Origin of the sequence: Ramlibacter alkalitolerans (genome assembly GCF_016722765.1) — a bacterium.
Lineage (GTDB): Bacteria > Pseudomonadota > Gammaproteobacteria > Burkholderiales > Burkholderiaceae_C > Ramlibacter > Ramlibacter alkalitolerans.
The window spans coordinates 166,085-180,910 of the sequence record NZ_JAEQND010000002.1 but is presented as its reverse complement, the minus strand read 5'-3'; the positions used below and the strand labels follow the sequence as shown (position 1 = coordinate 180,910).

Annotated in this window: 13 protein-coding genes; 6 read left to right on the top strand and 7 right to left on the bottom strand. The window is 72.5% G+C overall.

Annotated features, from left to right (window positions below; genetic code table 11):
• Positions 1-2 precede the first annotated feature (2 nt).
• Together JI746_RS03855 and JI746_RS03850 are read right to left on the bottom strand one after the other, a co-directional pair.
• Positions 3-3,809, bottom strand: coding sequence for a translocation/assembly module TamB domain-containing protein (locus JI746_RS03855; RefSeq protein WP_201687474.1), 3,807 nt, complete (start codon positions 3,807-3,809; stop codon positions 3-5).
• Complete coding sequence (locus JI746_RS03850; RefSeq protein ID WP_236599551.1) at positions 3,806-5,557, bottom strand: autotransporter assembly complex protein TamA; 1,752 nt, start codon at positions 5,555-5,557, stop codon at positions 3,806-3,808. The genes JI746_RS03855 and JI746_RS03850 overlap by 4 nt, the downstream gene beginning before the upstream one ends.
• Before the next feature lie 78 nt (positions 5,558-5,635).
• Here JI746_RS03850 and gloA point away from each other — a divergent pair, with 78 nt between their 5' ends.
• Positions 5,636-6,031 (top strand): lactoylglutathione lyase, encoded by a 396-nt coding sequence (gloA, locus tag JI746_RS03845; RefSeq protein ID WP_201687472.1) that lies wholly within the window; start codon positions 5,636-5,638, stop codon positions 6,029-6,031.
• On the opposite strand, the gene JI746_RS03840 is transcribed toward gloA, so the two are convergent.
• The 3 genes from JI746_RS03840 to edd are packed head-to-tail and all read right to left on the bottom strand — an operon-like array spanning position 5,989 to position 9,301.
• Complete coding sequence (locus tag JI746_RS03840) at positions 5,989-6,837, bottom strand: alpha/beta hydrolase (RefSeq protein ID WP_201687471.1); 849 nt, start codon at positions 6,835-6,837, stop codon at positions 5,989-5,991. The genes gloA and JI746_RS03840 overlap by 43 nt on opposite strands.
• Entirely contained in the window at positions 6,834-7,487 is a 654-nt protein-coding gene (gene eda, locus JI746_RS03835) for a bifunctional 4-hydroxy-2-oxoglutarate aldolase/2-dehydro-3-deoxy-phosphogluconate aldolase (RefSeq protein WP_201687470.1), read from the bottom strand. The genes JI746_RS03840 and eda overlap by 4 nt, the downstream gene beginning before the upstream one ends.
• The gene (gene edd, locus JI746_RS03830; protein ID WP_201687469.1) at positions 7,478-9,301 is read right to left on the bottom strand and encodes a phosphogluconate dehydratase; all 1,824 of its coding nucleotides are present in this window, start codon (positions 9,299-9,301) and stop codon (positions 7,478-7,480) included. Before edd ends, eda begins: the two co-directional genes overlap by 10 nt.
• A gap of 156 nt (positions 9,302-9,457) precedes the next feature.
• On the opposite strand from edd, the gene JI746_RS03825 reads away from it, so the two are divergent.
• A complete protein-coding gene (locus JI746_RS03825) occupies positions 9,458-10,021 on the top strand; it encodes a gamma-glutamylcyclotransferase (protein ID WP_201687761.1) in 564 nt (187 codons plus the stop codon).
• A gap of 30 nt (positions 10,022-10,051) precedes the next feature.
• Here JI746_RS03825 and JI746_RS03820 read toward each other — a convergent pair whose 3' ends face one another.
• Entirely contained in the window at positions 10,052-10,609 is a 558-nt protein-coding gene (locus JI746_RS03820) for a nucleotidyltransferase family protein (protein ID WP_330892935.1), read from the bottom strand.
• Between the two features lie 37 nt (positions 10,610-10,646).
• On the opposite strand from JI746_RS03820, the gene pdxH reads away from it, so the two are divergent.
• Positions 10,647-11,294 carry a pyridoxamine 5'-phosphate oxidase gene (gene pdxH, locus JI746_RS03815; protein ID WP_201687467.1) on the top strand — a complete coding sequence of 216 codons (648 nt, stop codon included), beginning with the start codon at positions 10,647-10,649 and terminating at the stop codon, positions 11,292-11,294.
• 133 nt (positions 11,295-11,427) lie between these two features.
• On the opposite strand, the gene msrA is transcribed toward pdxH, so the two are convergent.
• Complete coding sequence (gene msrA / locus JI746_RS03810) at positions 11,428-11,970, bottom strand: peptide-methionine (S)-S-oxide reductase MsrA (RefSeq protein ID WP_201687466.1); 543 nt, start codon at positions 11,968-11,970, stop codon at positions 11,428-11,430.
• Between the two features lie 88 nt (positions 11,971-12,058).
• Here msrA and JI746_RS03805 point away from each other — a divergent pair, with 88 nt between their 5' ends.
• The 3 genes from JI746_RS03805 to JI746_RS03795 all read left to right on the top strand — a co-directional run bounded on the left by JI746_RS03805 (position 12,059) and on the right by JI746_RS03795 (position 14,823).
• The gene (locus JI746_RS03805) at positions 12,059-12,823 is read left to right on the top strand and encodes a YdcF family protein (protein WP_201687465.1); all 765 of its coding nucleotides are present in this window, start codon (positions 12,059-12,061) and stop codon (positions 12,821-12,823) included.
• 126 nt (positions 12,824-12,949) lie between these two features.
• Positions 12,950-13,633 (top strand): TetR/AcrR family transcriptional regulator, encoded by a 684-nt coding sequence (locus tag JI746_RS03800; protein WP_236599550.1) that lies wholly within the window; start codon positions 12,950-12,952, stop codon positions 13,631-13,633.
• Positions 13,630-14,823 carry an efflux RND transporter periplasmic adaptor subunit gene (locus tag JI746_RS03795; protein ID WP_201687464.1) on the top strand — a complete coding sequence of 398 codons (1,194 nt, stop codon included), beginning with the start codon at positions 13,630-13,632 and terminating at the stop codon, positions 14,821-14,823. The genes JI746_RS03800 and JI746_RS03795 overlap by 4 nt, the downstream gene beginning before the upstream one ends.
• Positions 14,824-14,826 lie beyond the last annotated feature (3 nt).

The following is a 14,826-nucleotide window of genomic DNA, read 5'->3' as shown; positions in this document are numbered from 1 at the left end:
CTTCAGCGGGTGGGCTCGCTCGCCTTCCTGCGGCCCAGGCCGTCGAACGCGAAGGTGAAGATCAGGTCCAGGCCGGCGCGCTCGCCCGCTTCGGCACGCACCGTCACGCGCTGCGAGACGTCGTAGAAGATGAACAGCGTGCCCATGGCGCCCGACAGGCTGCGCTCGTAGGCGGCGTAGAAGTTGTCGGCGAAGCGCTTGCCCACGCGCACCACGGCGCCGGCGGTGCCGTCGGAGCGCACGGTCACGTCGTCCAGGCCGAGCTTGCCGGCGATGCCCTTGCCGGTGCCGCCGCGGCCGGCGAGCAGCGCGGTGGCCGCGCGCTGCAGCAGCGCCGTCTCGGCGCCGCCGCCCGCCGAGGAGCGCCCCAGCACGAGGTACGACAGGGTCTCGGCTTCCGACAGGCCGGCTTCCGAGTACAGCTCCACGTGCGGCGACTGCGCGCGGCCGGTCACCTGCACGCCGACCTTCGGCGTGAGGTTGGGCCGGATCGCGAGGATGTCCAGCGCCGGGTTGTCGGGCGCGCCGGTGAAGCGCAGCTCGCCCCGGTCGATGTTCATGCGCTGGCCGTAGGCCTCGTAGGTCCCGCCGGCGGTGCGGACCAGGCCCGAGAGCTGCGGCAGGCCGCCCGCCGATGCGCCCTCGATCTGCACCGTCCCGGTCAGCCGCGTGTCCACCCCGCGGCCGCTGACGCGGAAATCGTTGCCGAGGTCGAAGCTCACCTTCATGGTCACCGTGCGGCCCGTGCCCTCGCTGGGCGCCGGCCGCAGGCGGCGCTCGGCCTCGGTCGCGGCGACGCCCGGCGCGTTGCGCACCACCACGTCCTCGCCCAGCCGCGGCGGGGTCTCGTCCGGGATCTGGATGCGGGCGCGGTCCACGCGCAGCTGCCCCGTGACGGTGGTGCCGTCGCGGCCCATGCGCGCCTCGACGGGCCCCGAGACGGTGAGCTGGCGGTCGCTGCGGATGCTGGCCCGCAATTGCGACAGCTGCGCGTGCGCCTCGAACACCGCGCCCCCGGCCGTCCAGGACCCTTCGCCATAGGCCACCAGGCTGCCGCCGCCGGCGCCGCCCTCCTCGCTGCCGCGCAGCAGGAATTCGCTCACCACCAGCTTCTGGCCGGCGAGCTGCGCCTGCAGGCGGCCGTTGCGCAGCTCGATGCCGTCGACGACGGAGCGCAGCGCCAGATCGTCCGCCTGCACCGGGCCGGAGAGCTGCGGCTGGGCGCGCGTGCCGGCGACGCCGATGTCGGCCGTGAGCGAACCGCGCAGCCGCCACCCCGGCGGCGCCAGCAGCGACCAGACGCCGATGCGCGGCAGCTGCGCCTGCACCCGCCCGGCCAGCGGCGCCTGCGCCGGCCATTCCCAGCCGCCGTCGGCGCTACGGGCCAGCCGGCTGCGGATCTCGCCCTCGGCGTGGCCGGCCCGTTCGCTGTCCCACAGCAGGTTCAGCACGACCTGCTCGCCCTGGGTGCGGAGCGTCACGCGCGCATCGCGCACGCCGGCGGTCACCCGTGCCGCCGCACCATCGATGCTCTCGGCCAGCACGTTGACGTCGCCGCGCACCCGTGCCAGCGTGGCTTCGATGCGCGGCGTCTCGCCCAGCACGGCGTTCCACTGGGCGTCGAACACCATGTCGCCGGAAAGCGCCGAGCCTGCAAGCTGCGGACCGCCGAACAGCTCGATCCACGCGAGCGGCAGGCCGGCCAGCCGGCCGGAGGTGGTGAGCTGCCCGCGCTCGCGCCGCACCGGCGTCCAGGTCAGCACGGCGTCGATCGCCGGGGAACCGCTGCGCATCGCGGGCGCCCGCAGCAAGGCTTCGCCCGCCGACAGGGTGAAGCTCTCGCCCTGCAGCCGCCAGTCCACCGGCCGCTGCAACTGCAGCCGCCAGGCATCGCGCGTGAGCGCCGGATCGTGCACGGTCAGCGCGAGGCTCGCGACCTGCCCGCTCCACGCGGGCTTGGCCCCGAGCGTCCCGGCCAGCTGGCCGGAGCCGGTGAGATCGAGCTGGCGCTGCCCCTGCTGCGCCTGCGCACGCAGTTCCAGGGCGGCGTTGCGCAGCCGCCCCTGCAGGCTGAGGGAGGCTTCGCGCAGCAGCCACGGCGGCGGCGCATCCGGCCCCCCGGCCGGCTGCCAGGCCAGCGACCGCGCCGTCACGCGGCCCTGCAGCGCCGGGTCGCGCCAGCCGCCCTGCCATGCGAGCTGCCCCTGCGCGTTGCCGCGCAAGGCCATGCCCTTGAGCGTGCCCGCCAGCCCCGGCCAGCGCGCCAGCCAGCGTTGCGCCTGCGCCAGGTCGCTGGCGCTGATGTCGGCATTGCCCTGCCCGCGGGTTTCCGACAAGGTGCCGCGCGCGCTGGCGCGCAGCCCCGGCGCCTGCAGTTCGAGCTGCCCGCTGCCGGCCGCCTGCGCCAGCTGCAGTTCCAGCTTGCCGTCCAGGCTGGCATCGGCCGTGCGCACGCGCAGCATGGACAGCGACAGCGCATCGCCGGCCCAGCGCCCCTGGGCCGAGACATCGCGCAGTTCGAGTGCGCCCGCGGCGGCCAGCACACCGGCGGCCGGACCCTTGCCGCGCCGCGCCGGGGCGCGCGGCGCGCCCGCCTTGAGCGACAGCACGAAACCGATCGCGCCCTGCTCGCCCTCGAGCTCCACCGGCCCGGTCAGCGGCAGCGGCGCCAGGCGGCCGTGCAGCTGCGAGGGATCGACACCCGCGACGCGGCCGGCGAAATGCCAGCCGCGCTCCTTCCAGCTGCCCTCGCCCGTGAGCGTCCCGCCGCCGGCCTGCGCCTTCAGGCTGCGCACCAGCGCCGTGCCGCCGCGCCAGTCGCCTTCGGCCTGCAGCGCTTCGATCGGCAAGCGCCCGGCATCCCAGGGGCCGGGCAGGCCGTTGCGCACCTCGCCGCGCAGCGCCCAGCTCGCATCGGCCTGCGGCGCCACTTCCACGTGCCCGGACAGGCGCGTGCGCGGCGCCTGCGGCCAGAACAGCGCCGCATCGAGCTGGCGGAAATCGGCCTGGCCCTGCGGCACCGGCATCGCATCGAAGGGCGTGATGCGCGCCGTCGCCGTGGCTTGCGGCAGCACGCCGTCTTCCGGCCGCGGCTGCACGACCTGCAGCTCGGCGCGGGCGTCGAAGCGCGTCGCCGGCCCCTGCGCCTGCAGGCGGAACGCGATCGGCACGCGCTCCTCGCGCCCCGGCACCGGGGCCTGGAAGCGCCCCGCCAGCTTCGCATCCAGCGTCATCGGCGGCAGCGCCAGCATGCGGGCTTCGCCGCTGTAGTCGCCGCCGGCGATGTGCAGGGACTTGAGGGCGATGCGGTGGTGCAGGCCGTCGAAGGCATAGCCACCGGCCAGCCCGCGGGCCTGCAACTGGAAGCGGCCGTCGTACGCCAGCTCGCGCACCTGCAGGTCCTCGACGTTCACGCGCCAGGGCAGGCGCAGGTCCGTCGGGGGTTTGAGCGGCTCCTGGCTGGCGGGCCGGCGATCGGTCACGCGGGCGCGCGCGACCTGCACCCGTTCGAGCTGCAGCGTCTTGTTCAACAGGGCCAGCGGCTGCCACTCGAGGCGGATGTCCTCGGCTTCCAGCCGCAGCCCGTCGCGCTCCCAGACGATGCGGCGGATCTTCCAGCCGTGCCGGATCGAACCCTCCACACCCTCGCTCTGCAGGGGGCCGCCCCCGATGCGGTGCAGCAGCCAGTCGAGCGATCCTTCGCGGCCGGACCACCACCACAGCGCAGCGGCCACCAGGATCAGCAGCAGGCCGAGGTTCAGGATGATGCGCAGCGTCCACTGGGCCGCGCGGAAGGCCTGCCGCCTCAAAACACGAACCCCGCGCTGAAGTGCAGGCGGAAGCGCCGCGCCTGCACGCCGTAGGCGATCGCCCCCTCGACCGGGCCCACCGGGCTGCGCCAGCGCACGCCGGTGCCTATGCCCACCTTGGCCCGCAGGTCGCCGATCTGGTCGGCCACGGCGCCGGCATCGACGAACAGCGTGTGCTCGAACTCCGTGCGCCGGCCGCCGCGCAGGATGGGCCGCTGCCACTCCAGGCTTTCCACGGTGAGATAGCGGCCGGGGCCGATGAAGCCGCCGGGCAGCGGCACGCCGATGTCGAGGAACTTGTAGCCGCGCACCGTGGTGTCGCCGCCGGTGCGGAACAGCTGCGTGGCCGGGATCGTGGCATTGCGCCTGGCCAGCACCGCGCCGGCTTCGGCGCGCAGCTGCAGGCGTCCGCTCGCCAGCGGTCGGAAGCCGAGCCAGCGCACCACCGTGCGCTGGAACGGCTGCCGAACGTTGCCCAGCGTGAGGCCGCCACCGAGTTCGAGGCCGACGCCGTAGCCGCTCGTGGGCAGCCGCAGGTCGTCGAAGTAGCGACCGGTCCACAGGTAGTTGCCCGTGATCGCGGACCCGGTCCCGGTGTCGAGCGGGGTCAGTTGCACGTTGCGCGGGTTGTCCACCGTGGCGCGTTCGTACTGCACGTACATGTTGCGGTCGATGCGGTCGCCGTTCTGGAACCTTCCCATGCGCAGGCGCTGGCTGTGCGTGACCAGCCGGTCGTCGTCCAGCCGTTCGCCGCGCGCCAGCACCGACCAGCGCCAGCCCGATGCGTCGGGAATGGCGATCCACTCGGTCTGCAGGTACGGGTTCTTCTGCTCCGCCTGCAGCTTGGTCACCGCGCGCCAGCCGATCACCGGCAGGCGGTTGTGCGTGTGCTCCACGCTGGCGCGCGGGCCGCCGTCGGTGCTGAAGCCCAGGCCCAGCACCACCTTCTGCAGCGGCGCCTCGCGCACGGTGACCTGCACCGGCGCAGCCAGGGGATCGGACTGCGGATCGACGAAGATGAAGGCCGAATCGAAGTAGCCGCTGCCCGCCAGCCGGATCTGCGCCTGCACGATCTTTTCCTGGTCGTAGATCGAGCCTTCCGGCAGCCGCGCGAGCCGCGGCACCAGCAGCGGGTCGTAGCGCTCGACGCCGGTCACGCGCACCGGGCCGAGCCGGAACAGCGCGCCCGAGTCCAGCCGCAGCCCGAGCTGCGCCGATGCGGTGGCGGCGTCGACGTCGGCCAGGCTGTAGCTGATGCGCCCGGCCGGATAGCGCCGCGCCAGCAGCTGGCGCGTGGCGACGGCTTTCGCCTGGTCCCAGGGCGCCTGGGCGAACGGGCGGCCGACGGGCAGCTCCCAGCCGCCGACGATCGTCTGGCGCTGCGCGAGGGCGTCGGTGTCGGTACTGGTCGCGATGTCGCCCTCGAAGGCGATGTCCACGCCCCTGACGCGCGTGCGCTCGCCGGGCTGCACGTCGACCACCAGGCGCGTGCGCGGGCCGCTTTCGCGCGCGATGCTCACCTGCGGCGCGAAATAGCCCTGGGTGGCCAGCAGCTCGCGCGCGTCCTTGTCGGCCAGCACGATCAGGCGCGCGATCTCGGCGTCATCGAGGTCGCTCACGTCGCGGTAGCGGCGCAGTTCCAGGTTGCGCTCCAGCAGCTCGCGCAAGGGGCCCGGTGCGCGCACGACGAGGTCGAAGGCGGCCTGCTGCGGCTGCGCCCAGGCGGCGGCCGCGAGCAGCAGGAGCATGGCCAACGCAGCACGGATGAGCATCAATTCAACAGCCGGACGCAGAGGGGTGTTTCAACCGGCGCTCATAATGCCAGCATGCGACTCCTCCACACCATGCTGCGCGTGGGCGACCTGCAGCGCGCCGTCGATTTCTACACCAAGGTGCTCGGCATGGAACTGCTGCGCACGACCGAGCGGCCCGAACAGAAGTACTCGCTCGCCTTCGTCGGCTACGGCCGCAATCCGGAGCATGCGGAGATCGAGCTGACCTACAACCACGGCGTCGAGAAGTACGAACTGGGCACGGCCTACGGCCACATCGCCATCGGCGTGCCGGACGTCTACGCCGCCTGCGATCGCATCCGCGCCTCCGGCGGCAACGTCACGCGCGAGCCCGGGCCGGTGCAGGGCGGCAGCACCGTGATCGCCTTCGTGACCGATCCGGACGGCTACAAGATCGAACTGATCCAGCGCTCCACCGACTCGGAATAGGCGCCGGGCAAGCCGAGCTCGCGCTCGATGTCCATGTGGCCCTTGTCCACCGGCTCCACCTGCACCTTCACGCCATGGCGGCCGGCGCGCGCCGCGAACGCCTGGGCCTGGGCGCAGGCCGCCGGGCTGCGCGTCGAGCACACCGCCAGGACGCGCCGCGCATCGCGCGCCAGGATGTGCAGCGGCGAGACGGTGCGCCAGTACGCGTGGTTCGTGCCGAAGGCGCGGTCGTACAGCTTGTCGTGGGCAGCGTTCATGAGCGCCGGCACGTCGAAGGCCGGGTTGTCCAGGCACACGGTGCCGCGCCACGGATCGGCGCCCTGCTCGCGCGTCAGCGCCGGTTCGGCCGACAGCAGCGCCGCCAGGTGGGCCCCGGACGAATGCCCCATGAGCACGCACCGTGCCGCATCCGCGCCCCAGCCGGACGCGCGCCGCTGCACCTGGGCCAGCGCCCGCGCGACATCGCGCGCCTGCGCCAGGGGATGGGCCTCGGGCAGCAGCCGGTAGTTGGTCGAAACCACGACGTAACCGCGGGCCGTCCAGTAGCGGGCTTTCGCCAGCACGCCGGCCGAGCGCTTGTCGCCGCCGCGCCAGGCGCCGCCGTGCACCAGCAGCAGCAAGGGACCGCTCGGCGTGCCGGGCAGGTACGCATCGAAACGCTGCCGGCGATCCGGCCCATAGGGCACGTCACGCTCCGGCCGCACGGCCAGGTCGTTCATCGCTGCCGCGATGGCGTTGTCCTGCCCGGCGCGCGCGGCCAGCGGCGCGAAGGCGAGCGCCGCGCGCAGCAGCGCCCGCCGGTTCATCCCCGGGGCAGCGCCGCCGCCTGGGCGGCGAACCGCGTGATGCGGGACCAGTCGCCGGCCTGCAGCGCGTCAGCCGGGACGATCCAGGAGCCGCCGACGCAGGTCACGTTGGGCAGCGACAGGAACTCGCGCGCGTTCTGCAGCGTGATGCCGCCGGTGGGGCAGAAGCGCACGTCGTTGAACGGGCCCTGCCAGGCCTTGAGCATGGCCGGTCCGCCCGCCTGCAGGGCGGGAAAGAACTTCAGCGCGGTGTAGCCGTCTTCCTGCGCCAGCATGATCTCGGTGCCCGTGGCCACGCCGGGCAGCAGGGCCAGTCCGAGCTCGTGGCACGCCTTGCCGACGGCGCGCGTATAGCCGGGGCTCACGGCAAAGCGCGCACCGGCCATCGCCGCCGCCTGCGCGTCCGCCGCGCTGCGCACCGTGCCGGCGCCGACCACCGCCTCGGGCACTTCCTTTGCGATGGCCTCGATGCAGGCCAGCGCCACCGGCGTGCGCAGCGTCACTTCGAGCATGCGGATGCCGCCGGCCACCAGCGCGCGCGCCAGCGGCACGGCCTGCGCCACGTCGTTCAGGACGATCACCGGGATCACCGGCGCGTCCTCCATCACTTCCCTGGACGTCGGCCGCGCCGACAGGGGTGTCATAGCCATGTGCAGGCGCCCTCCTCCGCCAGTGTCGCATTGCGCCGGAAGCCGGCGAACAGCTCGCGTCCGACGCCGTGCGTGTTCGCATCGGCCTGTTCGCGCGTGATGCGGGCCGGCTCGCGCCGCGACCATTCCGCCGCATCGACCAGCGCCTCCAGCCGGCCCGCGGGCGCATCGAGCCGCACGAGGTCGCCGTCGCGCAGCAGCGCCAGCGGCCCGCCGACCGCCGCCTCGGGCGAGACATGGATCGCCGCCGGCACCTTGCCCGAAGCGCCGCTCATGCGGCCGTCGGTGACCAGCGCGACGCGGTAGCCCTTGCCCTGCAGCACCGCGAGCGGCGGGGTGAGCTTGTGCAGTTCCGGCATGCCGTTGGCCTGCGGGCCCTGCCAGCGCACCACGCACACCACGTCGCGATCGAGTTCGCCGGCCTTGAACGCGGCCTGCAGCGCCTCCTGGCTGTCGAAGATGCGCGCCGGCGCCTCGATCACGTGGCGGTCGTCCGGCACGGCGGAGACCTTGATCACGCTGCGCCCCAGGTTGCCGGTGAGCAGCCGCAGCCCCCCGGTGGGGCTGAAAGGCTGCTGCGCCGGCCGCACCACGCTGGTCTCGCGCGAGGCGCCGATGTCGCGCCAGACCAGCCGCTGGCCTTCGGCGGCCAGCGCCGGTTCGCGCGTGTATTCGCGCAGGCCCCCTTCGCGCACCGTCAGCACGTCCGCGTGCATCAGGCCGGCGTCGAGCAGTTCGCGGATGACGAAGCCGGGCCCGCCGGCGGCCTGGAACTGGTTCACGTCCGCCAGCCCGTTCGGATACACGCGCGCCAGCAGGGGCACGACCGAAGACAGTTCGTCGAAATCGTTCCAGTCGATCGCGATGCCGGCGGCGCGCGCCACCGCGACCCAGTGGATCAGGTGGTTGGTGGAGCCGCCGGTGGCCAGCAGCGCCGCCATCGCATTGACGATGCAGCGCTCGTCGACCAGCCTGCCGATCGGCGTGAAGCGCTGGGCCTTCAGGATGCCCAGCGCGGTGCGCACGGCCTCGCGGGTGAGTTCCTCGCGCAGGGCCTGCTGCGGCTGCACGAAGGCGGAGCCGGGCACGTGCAGGCCCATCGCCTCCATCAGCATCTGGTTGCTGTTGGCCGTGCCGTAGAAGGTGCAGGTGCCTTGCGTGTGGTAGGCCTTCTCCTCGGCTTCCAGCAGTTCCTTGCGGCCCACGAGGCCCTGCGCCGCCTGCTCGCGGACCTTGGCCTTGTCGCTGTTGGACAGGCCGCTGGGCATGGGGCCGCCGGGCACGAACACGGTCGGCAGGTGGCCGAAGTGCAGCGCGCCGATCAGCAGGCCGGGAACGATCTTGTCGCAGATCCCCAGCATGAGGGCGGCGTCGAACACGTCGTGGCTCAGGCCCACGGCCGTCGCCATCGCGATCACGTCGCGCGAGAACAGGCTGAGCTCCATGCCCGCCGTGCCCTGCGTGACGCCGTCGCACATCGCCGGCACGCCGGCGGCAACCTGGGCCGTCGCGCCCTGCTTGCGCGCCTCGTCCTTGATCACCTGCGGGAAGCCAGCGAAGGGCGCGTGCGCCGACAGCATGTCGTTGTACGAATTGACGATCGCGATGTTCGGCGCGCGCTCGGCGACGACGCGGAACTTGTCGTTGGGCGGGATGCCGGCGAAGGCATGCGCGACGTTCGCGCAGCCCATCCGGTCGGCGCCGCGCTCGCGGCCGGCAGCCTCATCGATGCGGGCAAGGTAGGCTGAACGGCTGGGCGCGCTGCGCTCGCGGATGCGCCGGGTCACCGCCTCCAGCACGGGATGCAATTTCATGGGTGATGCGGTAACGGGTCGTGTGCATCCTACCCCGCCCCTCCCGGCTTGTGGCCCGTCGGCGGGTACGAACCGGTTACCAACCTCCGGACGGCGCGCTGCGCTAGAGTGCTGCCCGTGAGCGAAGTGTCCAAGCCGCATCGCGACCCCCAGCGCATGCTGGAGCACACCGTGGCCGAATGGGGCGGGCGCGAGGACCTGTGGATCTTCGGCTACGGGTCCCTCATCTGGCGCCCGGAGTTCGAGTACGTCGAGCGCCGGCCGGCGCGCGTGCACGGCTGGCATCGCGCATTGAAGATGTGGAGCCGCATCAATCGCGGCACCCCGGAGCGGCCCGGCCTCGTCTTCGGCCTGCTCACCGGCGGCTGCTGCCGCGGCATGGTGTTCCGCATCCCGCGCGAGGACGGCGAGCCGACCCTGGCGCGGCTGTGGAAGCGCGAGATGGTCACCGGCGTGTACGACCCGCGCTGGCTCACGGCCCACACGCCGCAGGGCCCGGTGCGCTCGCTCGCCTTCACGCTCTCGCGCAGGAGCCCGAGCCACACCGGCGAGCTGAGCGAGGAGGAGTACCGCGCGATCTTCGCCTTCGCCTCGGGCATCTACGGTACCACGCTCGACTACGCCCACCGCACGTTGGAGGAACTGCGCCGGCACGACATCCGCGACCGCAACCTCGAACGGCTGCTGCGCCGGATCCAGGCGGAACAGCACAAGCCGTAGGCGCGGGCAGCACTAACTGGCACCGGCCGCTCAGGACCCTTCCTCGCCCTGCCGCCGCCGACGGCGCTGGAACAGGCGTTCGGCGCGCGCGAGGTCTTCGACGGTGTCGATGTCCGTCACGATGCCTTCGTCCGGCAGTTCGAGCGCGAGCGGCTGCGCGGCGCGCACGATCGCCGCAGCGCCCTGCGCGCCGGTGAGCGCCATGAGCGCGGGCCCGTGCTCCGCGCCGAAACCGACCGGGTGGCCCCGCGTGCCTTCGTGCATCGGCAGCACGATGGAGGCGCGCTGCAGGGCCGCCGCGACGGCGCGCAGCGACTCCGGACGCACCAGCGGCAGGTCCGCGGGCAGGACCAGCCAGCCGCCGGCCTGCGCCGTCGCGCGCACGCCCGCCGCGATCGAATCGCCCATGCCCGGATGGCCCGCCGCCTCGACGTGAAAGGGCAGCCCGCTCGCGCGCACCGCCGCCAGCGTGTGCGCGATGACGGGCTGGCCGGCCAGCAGCGCCTGCAGCTTGGAACCCTTGCCGCCGGAGGCGAGGAAGCGCTCGCCGCGACCGGAGGCCAGGACCAGGACGATGGGGGAGGCCATGGGCAGCGAAGGTAGCACCGAATGCGACAATTCCCGCATGACCCGCCCCGCCGCCCACATCGCCGAACTGCGCAAGAGCTACGAGCGCGCCGAGCTGAGCGAGGACGCCTCGCATGGCGATCCGCTGCAGCAGTTCGAGCAGTGGCTGGCCGAGGCGATCGCCGGCCAGATCCCGGAGCCCAACGCGATGACGCTGGCCACGGTGGGCAGCAACCTGCGCCCCAGCACGCGCATCGTCCTGATCAAGGGCTACGACGCGCGCGGGATCGTCTGGTACACGAACTACGAGAGCCGCAAGGGCCTGGAGCTGGCCGGCAACCCGTACGCGGCGCTGCAGTTCCACTGGGTGGAGCTGGAACGCGTGGTGCGCATCGAAGGGCGGGTGGAGAAGACCAGCGCGGAGGAAAGCGATGCGTATTTCGCGAGCCGGCCGATCGATTCGCGCATCGGCGCCTGGGCCAGCCCGCAAAGCCAGGTGATCCCCGGCCGCGGCGTGCTGGTCGCCAACGCGGCCCGCTACAGCGCCCAGTTCATGCTGAACCCGCCGCGCCCGCCGCACTGGGGCGGCTACCGTCTGGTGCCGGACGAGTGGCAATTCTGGCAAGGCCGCAAGAGCCGCCTGCACGACCGCCTGCGCTACCGGCTCGAAAATGGGAGCTGGGTGAGGGAGCGGCTGGCGCCTTAGAAAGCGGACAACCGAACGCAAAGGACGCAAAGGTTACGCAAAAACCGCAAAAGGACAGCCACCAAGGGTTGAATCCATTTCGCGTCCTTTGCGAAATCTTTGCGCCCTTTGCGTTCGGTTGTTTTCCCTGCGATCAACCCTTGGACAACTCGCTGAACGTCTTGCGGAACTTGGCGACCTTCGGCGCGGCGACGGCCAGGCAGTAGCCCTGGTGCGGGTTGCGTTCGAAGAAGTCCTGGTGGTACTCCTCCGCCGGCCAGTAGTTCGCCAGCGGGCGGACCTCGGTGACGATCGGCTTGCCGAACAGCTTTTCCTGGCTCATCGCGCGGATCATGTCCTCGGCGGCCGCCTGCTGCTCCGGCGTCGTGGTGTAGATGCCGCTGCGGTACTGGGTGCCGACGTCGTTGCCCTGCCGATTGAGCTGGGTCGGGTCGTGCACGACGAAGAAGATCTCCAGGATCTGGCGCAGGCTGATCTGCGCCGGGTCGTACGTGAGCTTCACGACTTCGGCGTGGCCCGTGGTGCCGGCGCAGACCTGCTCGTAGCTCGGGCGCTCCACCTGGCCGTTGCTGTAGCCCGATTCCACGTCGACGATGCCGCGCACCTCCTTGTAGACCGCTTCGGTACACCAGAAGCAGCCTCCGCCGAGGACGATCGTTTGCGTTGCGTTGGCCATGCTTTCTCCTTGACCCGCCACTGTAGTGGGCACGCGCCTGCCTTACCATCCCGATCCATGCACGACAACGCTCGCGCCGTGGGCTCCCTTGCAGCCGGGTGAACTCAAGCCGATCCTGACCGCCCTGGTGCTGCCGCCCACCGGGCCGCTGCTGCTGGCCCTGCTCGGACTGCTGATCGCGGCGCGGCGGCGCACGGCGGGCCTGGCGCTCGCGGCGCTGGGCATCGTGGTCGCGCTCGCCCTGGGCAGCCACGGAGTGGCGCGCCTGCTCGCGCGCGAACTGCTGCCGCCGGTGGCGCCGGCCCAGGCCGGCGCCTTGCGCGAGGTGCAGGCGATCGTGGTGCTGGGCGCGGGCGTCTGGGTAGCTCCCCCCGAGTACGGAACGGCCCAGCCGAACGAAGCGGCCCTGGTGCGCCTGCGCTACGCCGCGCGGCTGGCGCGCCAGACCGGCAAGCCGCTCGCGTTCGCCGGCGGCGTGGGCTGGGGCGCCATGGACGGCGCCGAAACCGAAGGCAGCGTGTCGCGCCGCATGCTGCAGGAGGACTACGGCCTGCAGGTCCGCTGGCTCGACGACCGCTCGCGCGACACCGAGGAAAACGCGACCCGCATGGCGGAGCTCGCCGGCCGCGACGGCGTGCGCCGCATCGCGCTGGTCACCGACGCGATCCACATGCCGCGCGCGGCCGCCGCCTTCCGCCGCGCCGGCTTCGAGGTGGTCCCGGCACCGACCGATTTCCCGCGGCCGGAGCACAACCCGGTGCTGGAATGGCTGCCGTCCACCCCGGGGCTCGCCGCCTGCCGCCACGTGATCCGTGAGTGGCTCGGCAGCCTCGTTGCGCGCGCGACGCACTGAAGGCGCCGGCCATCGGCCGGGCAGGCAGGACGGATGGGTTGCCTTGACCGGACGAGCCGCGTACGGCTACATTACTAACCAGTCAGTCATTAATTCCCGCCAGCCCTTCGCACCCGGAGCGCGATCTTGTCCGTGCCCCTTTCCGAACTCGCCCCTGAAGAAGACCGGGCGCCGCGCCGCGGCCGCCGCAAGGAAGCCCGTCCCGGCGAACTGCTCGACGCAGCGCTCGACCTGTTCGTCGAGAAGGGCTTCGCCGCCACCCGGGCCGAGGAGGTGGCCGCCCGCGCCGGCGTCTCCAAGGGTACCCTCTTCCTCTACTTCCCGAGCAAGGAGGAACTGTTCAAGGCGGTCGTGCGGGAGAACATCTCCGGCCGCTTCGCCGAATGGGAAGAGGAGTTCAAGTCCTTCGAGGGCTCCACGGCCGACATGGTGCGCTACTGCATGCGCGTCTGGTGGGAGCGCATCGGCTCCACGCCGGCCTCGGGCATCACCAAGCTGATCATCAGCGAGGCGCGCAACTTCCCCGACATCGCCGCCTTCTACCAGCAGGAGGTGATCCGGCCGGCCAACCAGTTGATCCGCCGGATCCTGCAGCGCGGCGTCGAGCGCGGCGAATTCCGGCCGCTGGACATCGAGTACGCCGTCTTCAGCATCGTCGCGCCGATGGTGTTCCTGATCATGACGAAGCACTCGCTCGGCGCCTGCGTGCCGCAGGAATATCCGCTCGATCCCCAGCGCTACATCGACGCGCAGCTCGAAACCCTGCTGCAGGGCCTGTGCGTGCGGCCCGCCGCCGGGGGGCGGCCATGAAGCGCTGGCGCTGGTTCATCCTCGCTTTCCTCGCGGTGGTCGTCGCGATCGGCGCGTGGCGGATCCTGTCCGCGCGCCATGTGCAACAGGTCGCGTCGGCGGCCGCGGCCAGTCCGCGCGCCGAGGCGGTGGTCGAACTGGCGGCGGCCGACGTCGTGCGGGCCGAAACGCGCGAGCTGCAGCGCGGCCTGCCCGTCTCCGGCTCGCTCAAGGCGGTCAACTCCGCCTTCGTCAAGGCGCGCATGCCGGGCGAACTGCAGGGCCTCACCGTGCGCGAAGGCGATGCCGTGCGCGCCGGCCAGGTGGTCGCGCGAGTCGACCCGGTCGAGGCGCAGGCGCGCGTCAAGCAGGCGCAGGAGCAGGCCGATGCGGCCCGGGCGCAGATCGACATCGCCGAGCGCCAGTGGAGCAACAACAAGGCGCTGGTGGACCAGGGCTTCATCTCCAGGTCGGCGCTCGACACCTCCCAGAACAACCTGACCGCGGCGCAGGCCAATCACAAGGCGGCCCTGGCGGCGGTGGACGTCGCCCGCAAGTCGCTGCAAGACACGGTGCTGCGGGCGCCGATCGGCGGCGTGGTGGCGCAGCGCCTGGCGCAGCCGGGCGAGCGGGTTTCGGTCGACACTCGCGTGATCGAGATCGTGGACCTGAGCCGGCTGGAGCTGGAAGCGACGCTCAGCGCCGCCGATTCGGTGGACGTGCGCGTGGGCCAGGAGGCCGCCCTGCAGGTGGAAGGCAGCACCCGGCCCATCGCCGCGCGGGTGGTCCGCATCAATCCGAGCGCGCAGGCCGGCAGCCGCAGCGTGCTGGCCTACCTGGCGCTGGCCGATACCACCGGCTTGCGGCAGGGCCTGTTCGCGCAGGGCACGCTGGCGGTCGGGCGCAGTTCCGCGCTCGCGGTGCCGCTGGACGCGGTGCGCGTCGACAAGCCTTCGCCGTATGTGCAGGTGGTGGAAGGCAACCGGATCGCGCACAAGCCGGTGGCGCCGGGCGCGCGCGGCGACGCCGACAAGGAAACCTGGGTCGCGGTGACGGGCGTGCAGCCCGGGGCCGTGGTGCTCCGGGGGCATGTGGGGGCGTTGCAGGAGGGGACGGCGGTGAGGTTCACGCCGGATGCTCCCTCGAGTGCCGGAGCGCCCCCACCCCAGCCCTCCCCCAGAGGGGGAGGGGGCAAGAGCCCCAGCCCGTAGCGT